The organism is Synechococcus sp. PCC 7335 (assembly GCF_000155595.1).
GTDB lineage: Bacteria > Cyanobacteriota > Cyanobacteriia > Phormidesmidales > Phormidesmidaceae > Phormidesmis.
Window position 1 is genome coordinate 63,520 of record NZ_DS989907.1, and the last position, 13,285, is coordinate 76,804.

Sequence of the window (13,285 nt, forward strand, 5' to 3'; positions counted from 1 at the left end):
AAGAAACTTAGGTAAATGAGGCGACTGGCGTGGGTGCATGTTCGACCATTCGCTCTAGCTCAGCTAGTAGCTCGACAGGCACTCCAGTAGCAGCGATTGCTTCCTCAATAGCAATGCCGTCATCAGTCAAAATGAGAAAATTTTCCAATGCTGTCCAAGCACTCGAATCAACATCGGCCAGTCCACGCTCAAGGGCAAGTTCTTTCCCAGCCTTAACTTTTTCTAAATCATAATCTGGCCGTATCAAGCGCAGTAGAGAATCAGTATTGTTGGCATCACTTTGGCTAGTAGGCACCACAGATACAAGAGAAGTGCTGGCTGCTTGTGCAGTAACAAGATTGAGCTGAAACTGATAGATTTGCGGATTGGTACCGCTTCTATTAGTAGTAGAAACACTTACCAATGTAGAAAGACCATTTCCGTCCACGAAGTTAGCTCCTGGCAGATCAAGACTACCGTTAAGCTGAGTGAGGCGAGCTGAGGTAGCAAATCCGCACTGACTCCCGTTATTTTGACTACATAGAGGTCTATCGGTAGCAATGCCAACAATCCTTGGATCATCAATCCAAAGTGATTGAATATACCGGTCGTTTTGAAACTGAAGAACAACGCTATGACCACGAGGAACGGTGATTTCAGAAACGCTGCTCAACGCACGGTTAGAAGGAATTTCTTGGCGTGTCAACGCTTTAGCAACATTTGCCCACGACAAGCAGGCTGTAACGGAAAGAACTGCAAGTAACCGATAATAATGTCTCATAAGCCATAAGTACTAAAGTGAGAAGCTAGTATTCACGTAAAACTGCACAGGCGTCCCTTCTGCCAAATAGAAGATGTCATCGCGAGATCTCAACTCATCTAGTCTGAACTGATTGCGATCTCCCATACGTCCGACCAGTTGCTGACTGCCGCCATCAAGTACAGCGCCTAAAAGGTTGCGATCACCAAATTCAGTAGATGAGCTACTGCCAAAAGCCCCATTGGTAATTACCTGACTATCAGGGCGAGTAAGGATTTCTCCGATACCGCCAAGAGCACCAATTGCGAACATTTCAAAATCATTGGCTGCGATATCACCACCTATATCTCCAAACCGTTTTGCAATCAGCGGATTGCCGCCTTCACCATGAATAGAAACATTCTGATAGTCAACGGGAAATACAGCTCCATCCACCATTAGACCTACAGCAGCTAGCTCAGCGTAGCCAGAGCCTTCGTCAATGCTAACTGGCTGTACAACAACAGAAGAACCCGTTGGAATAGCGACTGCCCCACTCGCATCTAGGACATCCTCATCTAGAGCAATCATGTATTGATTACCTTCACCTAGCCAACTGATTGGAGTAGTTACCGTTGCACTGGCTTTCTGACCCATCGGTATAATTGAGGTGCCTGGATGGATCAGACCTGGAATATTACTGGTCCTCGTACTCGTCGGAATACGAGACATCTCTGCATGGTAAGAATCTACAACCTCATCGGTCTCAAAACTGGCGGCATTTTGCAACTGATACTGAGGCTGTTGAATTGATTCAGCAGGGGTAACAGCAACTTCTTCAATAGCCTCTAATGCAGGCATATGACCAAAGACGCCTGCATTAGAGGCAGAAAACCATGCAGCCTGTGGATCAACTGGCTCAGTAGCTGATACGGACGGAGGCGCTGCGGCAACGCTCGGCGTAGAACGAGCCGGGGCAGAGATACGGGGTGCCGGTCGAGGTGCTGGTCTTGGCGTTGGTCTAGGGGGTGCTACTGGTCGAGGTGCTGGTCTTGGTACTGGAGGAGCTGTTGTCCTAATCGCAGAAACCGGCCTGGTTGGTGCAACCGGGCTAGTAGCATCATCTTCTGTTTCCTTTGATCCCTCGGTAGGTGCTATCTCTATTTCGTTGCTTCTATCTACTTCAGCCAACCGCTGTTCCTGTTCAAGTAAAGCAACCTCAGCATTCAACGCATCAATTTCATCAGCTTGACTCTGGCTAAATGCTTCACTACCCTCTTCTCCTAACGTAAGTTCAGAAGTCTCTGCTTCGTTAGTCTCTTCAACAACCTGAGTTTCTTGACCACCACCTAGGAAAAGGACAAACGTAACGACTCCCATAAAGAGAGCCCCGCCGATACCAAGTCTGAAGTATGGATTTCTTGAAAGTGGAATGCTATCATCTTCAAGATCTTCTTCCTGCGAGATATAGTCATCATTATTGATAGACTCATCATCCGAAAAAGAAGATTCAAAAGATTGAAAATTGGTACGCTCGACTAATCCTAGTTCAGTCTCGTCTTGAATAAAATGGTTATCCGTAGTCATAATCTAAGTCCTGGAAGAGTGTAGTTATTGGACGAAGGACTATTCCATTTGCAGATCCTTCATTCCTATAATTTGCAAACCCGCCCGTTGAGCAGCATTTAGTGCTATAGCTAACTCACCAAACTGGGTAACATCATGAATAAGCGGTTCGTCGATCGGTCTGACTGTCACCCGCTTGTTGTAAGGAATAGTGTCAATTTCACCTTTCCCCAGTCGATAGACCTTCAGGTTGCCAACGACATCGACAGTCCAAACACCTGTCCATCGCTCTTTCTCATCGTTGACAGGCACGGGATTTCTAATGTAGTCAAGCTTTAGGATAATTTCTTCAACTCCTGTAAATACTTCAGGCGGAGTCATCTGAGCTAACTTCTGCCTAAATTCATCGGCGAAATTTGACTCTAGGGACTCACTGGCCAAGAAAGCTGTTTGCGTGATTGCGCCCTGATCATCCCCAAGATCAACCTTGACAGGAAGAGCCTTCTGCCTTTGCGGATCTAGCGATGATACTTGATCATCACCTACCCCGTAGGAAGTCATCGTCATCAAGTAGTAGAGCGTCCTACCAACATAACTTCTGATAGTAACGGGAGAGCGATACTCCGGATCTTCTAAACCAATTTCTATAGTTTCTCCTGAAGTTGTTTGAACCAAAGAGGGAAACTCTTTTCTTGTGATCTGCCGTGTATAAAGCAGATTAATAAAGATAAATAGGATAGAAGCAGTCGATAAGCAGACGCTTATAAGAACAAGAATGTATAGATTCCCGTTTTTCCCTAGGGCTAACTTTGGCTGTTCAATTTGATCTTTTAACCTAATCTGTGTCATTGTTAACCTCCTCCGATTAACCCTTTCCCAGCACTAGCACCAACATTAACAACAGCCATTGAAACCGCTGCAATACCTGCCATGATGCCGTTAAAAATAGCAATACCGCCCCCAGCAGTCATCAGTCCGGCAACGCCAATCACACCGAATGAAAGTAGCATTAGATCCGTTGTTCCTGCGCCGGGGCCTCTTTCATATAGCATCGAAACAATTACAGAAGTAGCAATATTTAAGTTGATCTTGAATAAGCCCAGGGTCATGTAGCCTACGGCCCAAGCGACTAAAGCCCCACGAGTTCCAGGGTAGAAAGCAAGTGCTAATGGGACTGGGGCAATCAGCGCCGTTAGCAACCAACTCAGCTCAACTACGTTTTGGGCCACGTAGTTCATCCCTGAGAGCAACCCTTGAGTTACCATTGAGGTACCTGCGTTATAGAGATAGCCCCCTACATAAGCCGCTGGGCCTAATGTGGCTGCAACTGTCGCATCCTTAGCCGCTTTTGTAGCAGCTTTAAGAGGTTCATCAATGATGCCTTGAGCAAATACTTTTAGTTTTGCTCCAAACTTTCCTAAAGGGTGAGCGTCTTCAAACTCTTTGATTGCAGCAGCGGCGGCGACGTTTGCTTCTTCTAGGCAATTCTTAAAAGCTTGGTTAGTCGTCATCCCATCGCACTGCGAGCGAATCTCGCGAACTTTATCTTCGCTCATACGATAATCAAGAATTTCTGCCAAATGACTCTCGTACTGTGAGCTTTGATTTGTAGCTTCTAGGACTAGTCTATTTTGGTAGTTAAAAATTGCTCTGATCGCTAAGGTGGTCTGACGCAGCACGAAAGCTTGATTGGAGTACAGCACCATGACTAGAATGACGACTGATGCCGCCTGCTGCCAGCCACTGGCCATGCCGTTACGCGCCATGTTCCTAATCGCGTTGGCTCCCCATAGAATTACGGCTGGACCAGCAATGTAGCGAGAAATATTCATCGCTGCAACAAATTCTCCGCCCGCTGTCCCAATCTTGTTATTCCACATCAGATCCCAATTCTTCGCAGTCTCTTGAGAAAGGTGGTTGGCGCAGCTGAGAGTATAGCTATCCTTTGTGAAAGCTGTGCCTATGCAGTCATTGATTGAAGTTTGACCTATATAGTGGAAAGGTGCTGATAAGTGTAGTAAATGGAATAGATCAACCATAGCGTCTACCTCATCGCGCCTAACATTCTCAAACTTCTTTCGCTTTCGACGCGCAGAGATGACGCTTGCGAGAGCTTCTTTTGCGCATCTTCTGAGGCTTGATTGTTCAAAGTTTTCAGTGAGATTCCATTTGCAAATACACCATCTCGCAGCTCCTGAGACACTTGTAAATCCATACTACTAACTTGTGTCGCTAGTGCATGCTGCGTATTTGCTTGAGCTGCAAACTGAGTAGCTTGAGCTTGCAGCATATTCATTCCCGTTAGACCTTCTTTGATCGTATCTTGGGTAGAGGTTTGCTTCCTTGTGGTATCTCCCATCATTGACGCAGCTTCTAGCTGTTTCGCAGCCATTTCCATCGACTCATTGCCGATCGTTCCACTTGCTTTACTTGAAACTTGAGCCGCAGTATGTCGTGCCTCTGTGACCTCCTGCCCTTTTTTTGACAGTCCCTTATTGGTCACTGCTGTTGTAAGAAGTTCTAACGCCTGGACATCTTGCACCAGCGTAGTATTAACGTTTGGAGTAAATAGATTGAGATTGCGCTGACCCTCACTCGCATCATTGGCGGGTAGTGGACCGTCTAGAGTTGCCACATCGCCATAAGTTCGTTCCTGAGAAGACTTAAAAATGTCTTCTAACGCTTTCTCTGGTTCAGGAATTCCTTGAGCGCCAATTGAGCTGTCACCACCTAGAACAGTAGGCAAACCTATCTTGGCTAACTCTTCCTTAAGTACTTGTGACAGAATATCTTGAGGACGCTGTTTACCCGTAATTACTCCTTTGATTTCTTCAGGCATATTAATCTCATTGCCGATCTCCTCAAATATGCTGTCAAAGACTGTCCCACCGATATCACAATTCTGGTTGGTATCGGGCGCAAAGTTCATAATGACTATGCCACAAGCCACGTCATAGCCATCACTACCCCCTAGAATGCTTTCTATCTCACCAAGCATTCCTCCAAAGCCACCCGAAAGAATACCGTCCAGCATTCCCCCGCCGCTATCAGAGAATACAGACTCAAAGTCGTAGAAGGTACCGCCACCCCCACCACCGCCTCCAAAGATAGGGTAATTATCCATTGGGAGGAGGCTCGCAGATGCCATCCCAGCGAAGAGGCAGGTGGCTCCTGTGGCTAAGAATAGTGTTCGTCTTTGTCTTTTAGCTAGCCAACGCATAATTTTCTTCTACTTTGTCTAAATGAACGGTAGGTTTAGCTGTGGTATCGACATCAGGTACGGCAATTGCCCGATTTTCCTGTGCTGCTAGAATGAACTCTTTGGCAAATTCTTGTAGTGCCCGAGTAGGGTTGTCAGGATAAGCCGCTAAAAAGGCTTCCTTTGCCACTTCCTCTTCAGGATTATTGGCAACTGCTGCCAATAACAGAGGCGGTGCATAGCTGCGAACAAAGGTAATATCGTCGTTATCGATAATCATCCAACGGCTGTACAGTTCTGCGATCTTAGGAAAGAACTTCTTTGAGGCATTCTGTCTGATATATTCAGAAGGGATATCCAAAATGCGTGTGTAATGCTTGGCATCTCCAGGTTCTATCCGGCCAATCACTTTAGTACCAATGTTGGCTAAGATCTCGTCTCCAAAGCGAGACTTGGCAATCGAGGCAGGGGTTTGTAGTGCCATCATCAGCCGGATGCCAGATTTAAAGCCGTTCGCCGCTATTTTGGCAATCTGTTCCATCAGCGAATCGAACTTAGAGAGAATTGAAGCTTCGTCCATGAATAAAATAGACACGGGGGCCGAGAGCGTTCTGCGCATGGCAGCAGCAGCGGCTGAAGCCATTAGAACAGCCGCATCGTCATTGCTTGATATTCCTTTAAATGCAAATACAAGTAGGTTGGCATCTCTGGGAATAGATGTTGGCTGGCTAAGCGATCTCCCTACAGTAGTCTCGACAAAGGCGCTGTAGCGCAGTCTGATCTCATTGATGAGCTTAATGTGTTCAGGTGCAACTGTTTCAGTAAACTCTTTTAACGTAGACTCCGTACAGAGTTTGGTGAAGTCATGCAGTGTTGGCACATCGCGCCATTCAGGACTGCCTATCTTTGCTCCAATCGCAGCCTGAAAACGACGGTTGATATCGGGCATTCTATAAAACCGATTCATCAGGTTACTTAAGATATCCCTAGCAGTTCTCTTTTCTTGGTCTCCGTCAGAGGCATTTGGCCCAAACATGATTATCATCAATAGGTCTAGTACATAGTCCTTTGTCGCAATCATACGGTTTTCTAAAGCTTCTCCACTAAAGGCGCTTAGATCCGGTAGCTCCAGAAAATTATTGGCTTCCTCAGCGATATTAAGGTAAGCACCGTGCTCACCCGCTAGCTTTGCAATGGGACCGAAAGTACTGTTCCCGTCTTCTTTTGGGTAGTCAACGACTACCATAGGTACTTGCGAACACATCGCAATAAGTAAGATAAAAGAGAACAAAACTGACTTACCGGCCCGAGTTTTGGCTAGAAACAGAATGTGTCGCTGAACGTTAATGATGTCTAGATAGAAAGGTGTTCCCTCATCTTCGGTAACAAACTCTAACCCTTTGGTATCTGGACTAGTTGCCTTAACAATGGGTAGAAAAGCAGGAATGGAGCTGACATTAAATGACCTAGTTCGATCATATGGGCTAAATAGTGGTCGTTTGTAGCTAAGCTGTGGGAAACACTGGAGCCAGGTTAATGGGGTATAGTCTTGTTCGATTTCTAAGGTTGCCGGCGACGGGAACTTACTGACTAAACGCCTGCAAAGTATATTAAGCTCTTTCTTACTACGCGCTGAGACTAGAAAACATAAGCTCATTCGCATTGGAATGTTACCACTATAGAGAGCTTCTGCGGCTGCTTCAGCTTCAGCTTGTAGGCTTTTTGATCTTGTAGAAGGAAGTCCTCTTTTGTTAGCTAGACTGATCGCATCTTGAGCTTGCCGTTGAAGCATCTCGACATTCTTTTCCGCAATCATGCGAGAGGCTTTAGTCAGCGTAAACACAATTTTATAGTCATGCAGCCCCCTGGTCTTGTCGTAGAGATACTTCAACGCATGCTTGGGGCTTTTCCAGCCGCTAGGCTTGTTTCTCAAAGTAACAATACCCGTAACGCGCTGTTTCCCATCCAACTTAGTTTGATAAACGTAATCTCTCTTTGCTCTTGGCACGTTAGATTGACGCTCAAATAGCCAAGAAGTAAGATGGATGTCATCTTCCATTTGATAATGGAGGCGCTCTCCATCCCACTCCATAATTTGGGGAATAGGACGAACAGGCGTGTCATTAAATTCTCGCCACTGCTCATTCACAAGTGCCTCCACGCTCATTGGCGTTACTGGCAACTGCATTTGGTCTAGAACATTAACCCAGTCCTCGTAAATTGCCTGCGCATTCGTGAACAGTTCGATAATCTGCTCTGACTGTTCCCGTACCGCTTCCCCGGTGATCTTCTCCCAAACACCTGCAACAGTTTCTATCCCTTTTTTTATAAATGCTTCGCTTTTGTCCTTAGTGAAGGCTGATTGGGTAGACGTTGCGGTCACATAGATAGTCAGCGTTTTGCGCTTGTACTTAGAACGAGCTAAGTTAACTCGATCTTCAAGGCCCATATTAATAAAGTATTCGCCAGGGCTTGCTGCACTCTTTACCATCTCAGCAAAAAGGGGTGAAGGTGCCTTCCTATATAAATCTCCGAAGTATTGCAACCTAGGCTTATTATCGGGAACCACAGACTGTATGAAAGTCATAGATTCGTTATCAGGAATCGACTTCAAGGCATTCTGCAAGTATTCAACGGCGGTATCAAACTGTTCTTCACTTTCGTTTGGAGAAAAACTCTCCACCATAAACCCAAACTTAAATTGATAGTCCTGTCCATTTGATTGCAAGGCCGCACCCACATCTCCCTTCAAAGGAAGAAAGCGCACATAGTCCTCTAATTGAATGTGATCTTCAATGCGATCTTTTAGCTTTTTTCCGCCGGGCAGCTTTATGCTCCCGGCCTTTAATTGCTTTTTCATTGCGATTAAGTGTGAATGGGATGGCTTGAATGTCGCTGCGAACCCAATCAGGTTGCTTACGAAACTTTGCTATTAGTCGCCAACCCTCCTGTCCGAAAAGAAAGAAATATAAAGCGATGCTGACGATGACTACAGCAAGGATTGAATAAGGGGATAGCTGTAATATGTACGCGATAAATCCAGTGCTAGTCCCTACCATTAGTAGAGGCATGATGATAGCAACGGGCAGCGAGAATATTCTTGGTTTAGAATCCAAGACTTGACTGACAACTATGCGCTTTGTTGGATCTGTCATAGGGTCTAGGAAATTCGCACGAAATTGAGGCTAAACAACTAAGCGTAGATCTGGTTCATTAATACGCCAATGAAAGCGATGAATACGATGGCACCACCCATTGTTGTAATCCAAGGCATCCAAGCTTCAGCCCCTCGATTCATATTTGCTAAGGCCATAGAACCTGTCCCAATTGGAATCGCGATGAGAATGAATTCGAGCAGGCCAAAGAAAATACCAATAATCTTCGGAGTGGTAAATGCCGCGTTAGTTAGATCTGTTTCAAGGGCAGTCCTAGCCGGATCTAAAATCAGCGCATGAACAGGGTCTGACATTAGGCACAACGAAACGATAATCGTCGCAATAAGTACCCATTTCTTGACCTTCGCCGAATTCCCTGTAGTCAACATACGTTGAGCAGTAGATACAATTTGATTACACATAACAAACCTCCAGTAACAACAAAACGAGGATCAAAAATCTATGGGAACCATTGTGCATGAGGAAAACCAAAGTGGAAAAAATTGCACAACTTCTTGTGAAAAGTAAGTATTCCTCGGAAAAAATTGCACAGCTTCTTGTGAGAAACAAGTCTTTCCCAGAGAAAATTGCACAGCTTTTAGTGAAAAGTGTGCAATTTCTGTAAAGTTCTATAAACAGTCTAGTTGAGCCATTTTTTCTCGCTATGATTTTGGCTTATTTACTCTCTATGTCAATCATGAGCGATTCAATAGCAACTCCTTGCTTTGAGACTAAAGAATTAGAAACCCTCTTCAATCGATACGTAGAAACGTTGCCGCAAAAAAAGGCAAATGTAGTAGGTCATCTTCTATCTCTTATCTTTAGCTTGGAAAGGCAGTTTGATAATGACCCTTCTCAGAACCTTCAGGATGTCAAAACGTTTCTACAGCGAATTGACTGGAAAAGAATTAGACGAGTTCAAAGCACCTTAGAAAACCATCCACTCACCCGGCGAGCAACTACTACGGACCTGCTACTCGCAGCGATCAAAGCGGGGCTCTCTCAGCTTGAAGAAAGCGATGAATTATTCTAATCTGCTCAGTTGTTAACGTCCCTGATCGAGGTGTTGTGATCGCTGCCATTGCTGTGCTAGCTCTTTGCCAAGCAGCGCTTTCATATAGCGGTGGGTTGCCGCTTTGCCTTTAGTACGTTGGATTCGCTTAGCTACCGGACCTTGACGGAGCATCAGTGCAATCTTTTTAACCTCTATTTTTGATAGTGTTCCGTTCTTTGAATAGATCGCTTTTTGGATGGCCTGCTGTGCAATCCACTGATCGCATGTCCGCACGTCACCACCGGGATAAGCAGATGCATATTTGCGATATAGGCTCTGATAATTTTGGCCTTTTTCTACACCTTTGCTAGCATCTCGTCGTTGAATGGCATCTCGTCGCCGGAGAGAGGCTCTCTTGAATAGTTGTCTCCTAGAACGTTGTGCTATTTTGCGTAGCTTTTTTTTGCTAGCGGTGTACAGCTTCAAAGCGGATTCTGCCCGTGATACAGCAACATACAGAGCTTCTTTACTTAAGCTGCTATCAATGTCAGCGAATACTCGCTTAGCGGGTTTCCCCTGGTTGCTATAGGGTGTACTCACTAGCGCATAGTCCAGGTACTGTGTTTCAGTGAGATCTACTGTTTTAACACTGTCCTTACTATCCCTTATCGTTGCCATTCCTGTTTCGCTAATCGATTCAATCGTCACCATTTGGCCGTTACGCACTCCTTCAACCGCTTCGTTGCGTGTCCAACGAAGCTGCTCGCCTTGAGCAATCGGCAACGCTTGGATTTCGTAAGCTGTTTTATCTACGCAGGTGGCCGGGTCAAACAAGAACGTCTCTCCTTCCGGGCTTTGTAGCGTCAGTCGATTGTTTTTTATATCGCGACCGACAACCTGATACTGAACGCGGCGCTTCATTCCATAACGGCGATAGTCTCTCACGGGTACGACTACATCTTTTAGGCGGTACGTAGCAGCATACTTTAGCTGCGGTTTGGTGTAATCTAGCGGCCTTAGCGACTTCATCTCAAACGCATCGCGGCCTAATCGGTTTTCCTCCTGTAGCGTGGATCTAATCTGAGCGGTTAAGGCTAGCCGCTCATTGTTCGTTCCGCTTAGTATCAGCGTGTGCGCTCTAGCTTCAGGAGCTAAGGTCGTATAGTCACTAGTGATTGCGCTATGGCGTTCTTCACTAGTGTTGATCTCATATATCATTCCAGCGCGGTCTAAGCGGCTGATGCCTTCTAGCTGCTCACCTGCGGCTAGGCAGACCACAGCAGCGCGAAGGGCGTCCGTCTTTTGTCGGCGGGACTCTTCTAGATGGCAGGTTTGAATACCTGCTAGCTGTAACGATTTGAATGGGTTGCCTGCTTCTACGGCGGATAGCCAACGAGTATCGCCCACTAGAATGACGCGGGCATTGTCCGCTTTAGCCTTCTTCAGCAGCGCATAAGTATCTTTAGCACTCAACAGACTCGCTTCATCAATTATCCAGATTGCTTTCTTTTCAACATTGTTCTGGCTCTGGCTATGGAGTAGGCAAGAGACTGTATTGCTTGCAATATTGGCTTCTTCAGCGAGAATACTAGCAACTTGAGCACTAGGTGTATAGCCAGTCACTTCGTAGCCTGCATTGGTAGCAAGCTGGGCAACTAACTTCAGACTATAGGTCTTACCCGCACTAGCAACCCCCTGCCAAGCAATATATTGGTCTGTGCTGGTCGCCGTATCTAAGATCGCTTGGTACTGCCCTGCGCTCAGCGTCGTTTCTGACGCTGTTAGCTGCTCAACCTCTGCAGCACTGCCTATCGCTCTCATCTGCCCCTGAGCGCTAGTCATGATTGCAATTGTGGCGTTCTCTCTATCGATAGCGGCCTCTGTGGTGAAGCGGTCTTTGACCGGGACTAAGCCAACTGAAACCATTGCACTTTGTAGATCAGAAAAAGACTGTTCCCCGAGATGATGTTCAAGAGCAAACCGTTCCGCTTTCTCCCGCTTGAACACACACACTCTTTCAGTGGCATGGTTGACGCCATCTGTGGCGGCTTGAATAGCCTGTTTGCTGACTTTGTTTTGATGGCTATCTCGTTTGCTCAAGACTGCTTTGGGATAGCGGGTAGCTGCATCTCCTCGGCTGCAATTGCATCTTCCCATCCACTTAACAACACCTCTCTTGGAACGCTCCGTTTATGTACTCGGGTAGCTAATGTCGCTCGTTTCTTCTGCGCGGCATGTAGGGGCTTACCGCCGTTATCCTTCAAGGTAGCTTCCCAGCGCTCGATATACTGCTCTATCTGCTGGCTGCGGGTACTAAACAGCCTTAGTAGCTGCTGGTCATAACCTTGGCATTCAAATAGACCGTTACCCCGTCGTTCAATCTCATATCCTAGTTGGCGCAACTGCACAGCTAGTTCGTTCTGATAGATCTCTCCGAGTAGCTTTTGGTTGGCTACGATCTCATCGTTCGACAGGCTTTGCCACTTACTGCTCTCTAGTTGAGTGGAATTAATCACGACGCAGTGCGTGTGCAGTTGTGGGTCTTGTTCGCGGCTCATTTCATGCCGGAAGGTGGCGGCAATAATGTTATTCGTGTTCACTCGTTCGCGAATGCCGGGGCCGCGTCTCACTCGCGTTTGCGCGTAGCGGTTTTCGAGCACGGTTAGCGCGGTGGTGACGGCCTGGTCGTGGGCAGCGATGACGCGCTTATCTTTTTGAATCAAGGCGGCGATACTGACGCTCTTTGGAGCGCTAAAGGTGTAGTCGGTGGCGGCTCGGTGTTTCTTCGGGTCTATGTAAGTCGAGTGCAACGAGGCTCCGTTAGGTCTCTTGCCATGTAGGAGTTGTTTGAATACCTCCGCATCGACGGTGCCCTCTAGACCTAACACTGTAGCTCCTTTACCTTGCCATTGAGTATCACTCTCAATGCCGGGATCTCCTTTCGTGTAGTAGTCGTCTTTCTCGTAATAGCTTTCCGCTTGCGCGGCGCTGATGTTGGCATAGGAAAGCATAGTTGTTGATAAAGATAAAAGTTCCTGGAGTAGCTGTGAGAGTCGCTTGCTTTAGTTGAAGGTCGAGCAGCTCAAGATTTCTATCCAGATTAGACTACATTTACCTGTTTTTTCAACTGATCTATAAGAATCTCCGAATCATGCGTGGAGCAAGTGTCCTAGAGATAAGTAGCCCATATCGGGAGTCATGTCTGAACAATCTACGAAGCCCACCCCAACTTTCTTTTAGACCCCGCGAAAACGCCCAAGGTGGGCGCAGTCAGAATGGCTGAAACTACTGAATTAGCAGGACTAGCGGGGTCGGCTTATTCTCAGACAAAGAACGAAGTCAGTTTCCTGAGCTTAAGTCGGGTGAGGTGATTATTGGTGATTATTGGTGATTATTGGTGATTATTGGTGATTATTGGTGATTATTGGTGATTATTGGTGATTATTGGTGATTATTGGTGATTATTGGTGATTATTGGTGATTATTAATTATTAAAGTAGACTAAAGGTGATTATTGATGATTAAAGTAGACTAAAGTAGAGTTTGCTAAAAAGGATATTCAAGTAACGATCACTGATTTGAAGCGAAGTTCAGTGACGCTAACAATTGTGACAAGTTAATAATCATGTCTCCTCAAACCAAAACGCAGAAGT

The 13,285-nt window shown here is 46.2% G+C and carries 11 protein-coding genes; 1 reads left to right on the forward strand and 10 read right to left on the reverse strand.

Annotated elements, in window-relative coordinates:
- Positions 1 to 7: 7 nt before the first annotated feature.
- The 8 genes from S7335_RS24455 to S7335_RS24485 form a co-directional block, all read right to left on the reverse strand.
- On the reverse strand, positions 8 to 685 hold the full coding sequence (locus tag S7335_RS24455) for a hypothetical protein (RefSeq protein WP_157620736.1): 678 nt from the start codon (positions 683 to 685) through the stop codon (positions 8 to 10).
- A gap of 87 nt (positions 686 to 772) precedes the next feature.
- The gene (locus S7335_RS24460; protein WP_006458810.1) at positions 773 to 2,305 is read right to left on the reverse strand and encodes a TrbI/VirB10 family protein; all 1,533 of its coding nucleotides are present in this window, start codon (positions 2,303 to 2,305) and stop codon (positions 773 to 775) included.
- A gap of 39 nt (positions 2,306 to 2,344) precedes the next feature.
- Entirely contained in the window at positions 2,345 to 3,133 is a 789-nt protein-coding gene (locus tag S7335_RS24465; RefSeq protein WP_006458859.1) for a hypothetical protein, read from the reverse strand.
- Between the two features lie 2 nt (positions 3,134 to 3,135).
- Positions 3,136 to 4,323, reverse strand: a complete 1,188-nt coding sequence (locus S7335_RS24470; protein ID WP_006458814.1) for a hypothetical protein — start codon at positions 4,321 to 4,323, stop codon at positions 3,136 to 3,138.
- 5 nt (positions 4,324 to 4,328) lie between these two features.
- A complete protein-coding gene (locus tag S7335_RS24475) occupies positions 4,329 to 5,408 on the reverse strand; it encodes a hypothetical protein (RefSeq protein WP_006458867.1) in 1,080 nt (359 codons plus the stop codon).
- Between the two features lie 79 nt (positions 5,409 to 5,487).
- Positions 5,488 to 8,343, reverse strand: coding sequence for an ATP-binding protein (locus S7335_RS24480; protein ID WP_006458793.1), 2,856 nt, complete (start codon positions 8,341 to 8,343; stop codon positions 5,488 to 5,490).
- Complete coding sequence (locus tag S7335_RS28655; protein ID WP_198011499.1) at positions 8,276 to 8,638, reverse strand: hypothetical protein; 363 nt, start codon at positions 8,636 to 8,638, stop codon at positions 8,276 to 8,278. The genes S7335_RS24480 and S7335_RS28655 overlap by 68 nt, the downstream gene beginning before the upstream one ends.
- Before the next feature lie 38 nt (positions 8,639 to 8,676).
- Positions 8,677 to 8,952, reverse strand: coding sequence for a hypothetical protein (locus S7335_RS24485; RefSeq protein WP_038020269.1), 276 nt, complete (start codon positions 8,950 to 8,952; stop codon positions 8,677 to 8,679).
- Positions 8,953 to 9,335: 383 nt separating this feature from the next.
- On the opposite strand from S7335_RS24485, the gene S7335_RS24490 reads away from it, so the two are divergent.
- Positions 9,336 to 9,671, forward strand: coding sequence for a hypothetical protein (locus S7335_RS24490; protein ID WP_157620740.1), 336 nt, complete (start codon positions 9,336 to 9,338; stop codon positions 9,669 to 9,671).
- Between the two features lie 12 nt (positions 9,672 to 9,683).
- Here S7335_RS24490 and S7335_RS24495 read toward each other — a convergent pair whose 3' ends face one another.
- Both S7335_RS24495 and mobF read right to left on the reverse strand, forming a co-directional pair.
- The gene (locus S7335_RS24495) at positions 9,684 to 11,789 is read right to left on the reverse strand and encodes an AAA family ATPase (RefSeq protein WP_083785179.1); all 2,106 of its coding nucleotides are present in this window, start codon (positions 11,787 to 11,789) and stop codon (positions 9,684 to 9,686) included.
- On the reverse strand, positions 11,729 to 12,643 hold the full coding sequence (gene mobF / locus S7335_RS24500) for a MobF family relaxase (protein ID WP_006458766.1): 915 nt from the start codon (positions 12,641 to 12,643) through the stop codon (positions 11,729 to 11,731). Before mobF ends, S7335_RS24495 begins: the two co-directional genes overlap by 61 nt.
- Positions 12,644 to 13,285 lie beyond the last annotated feature (642 nt).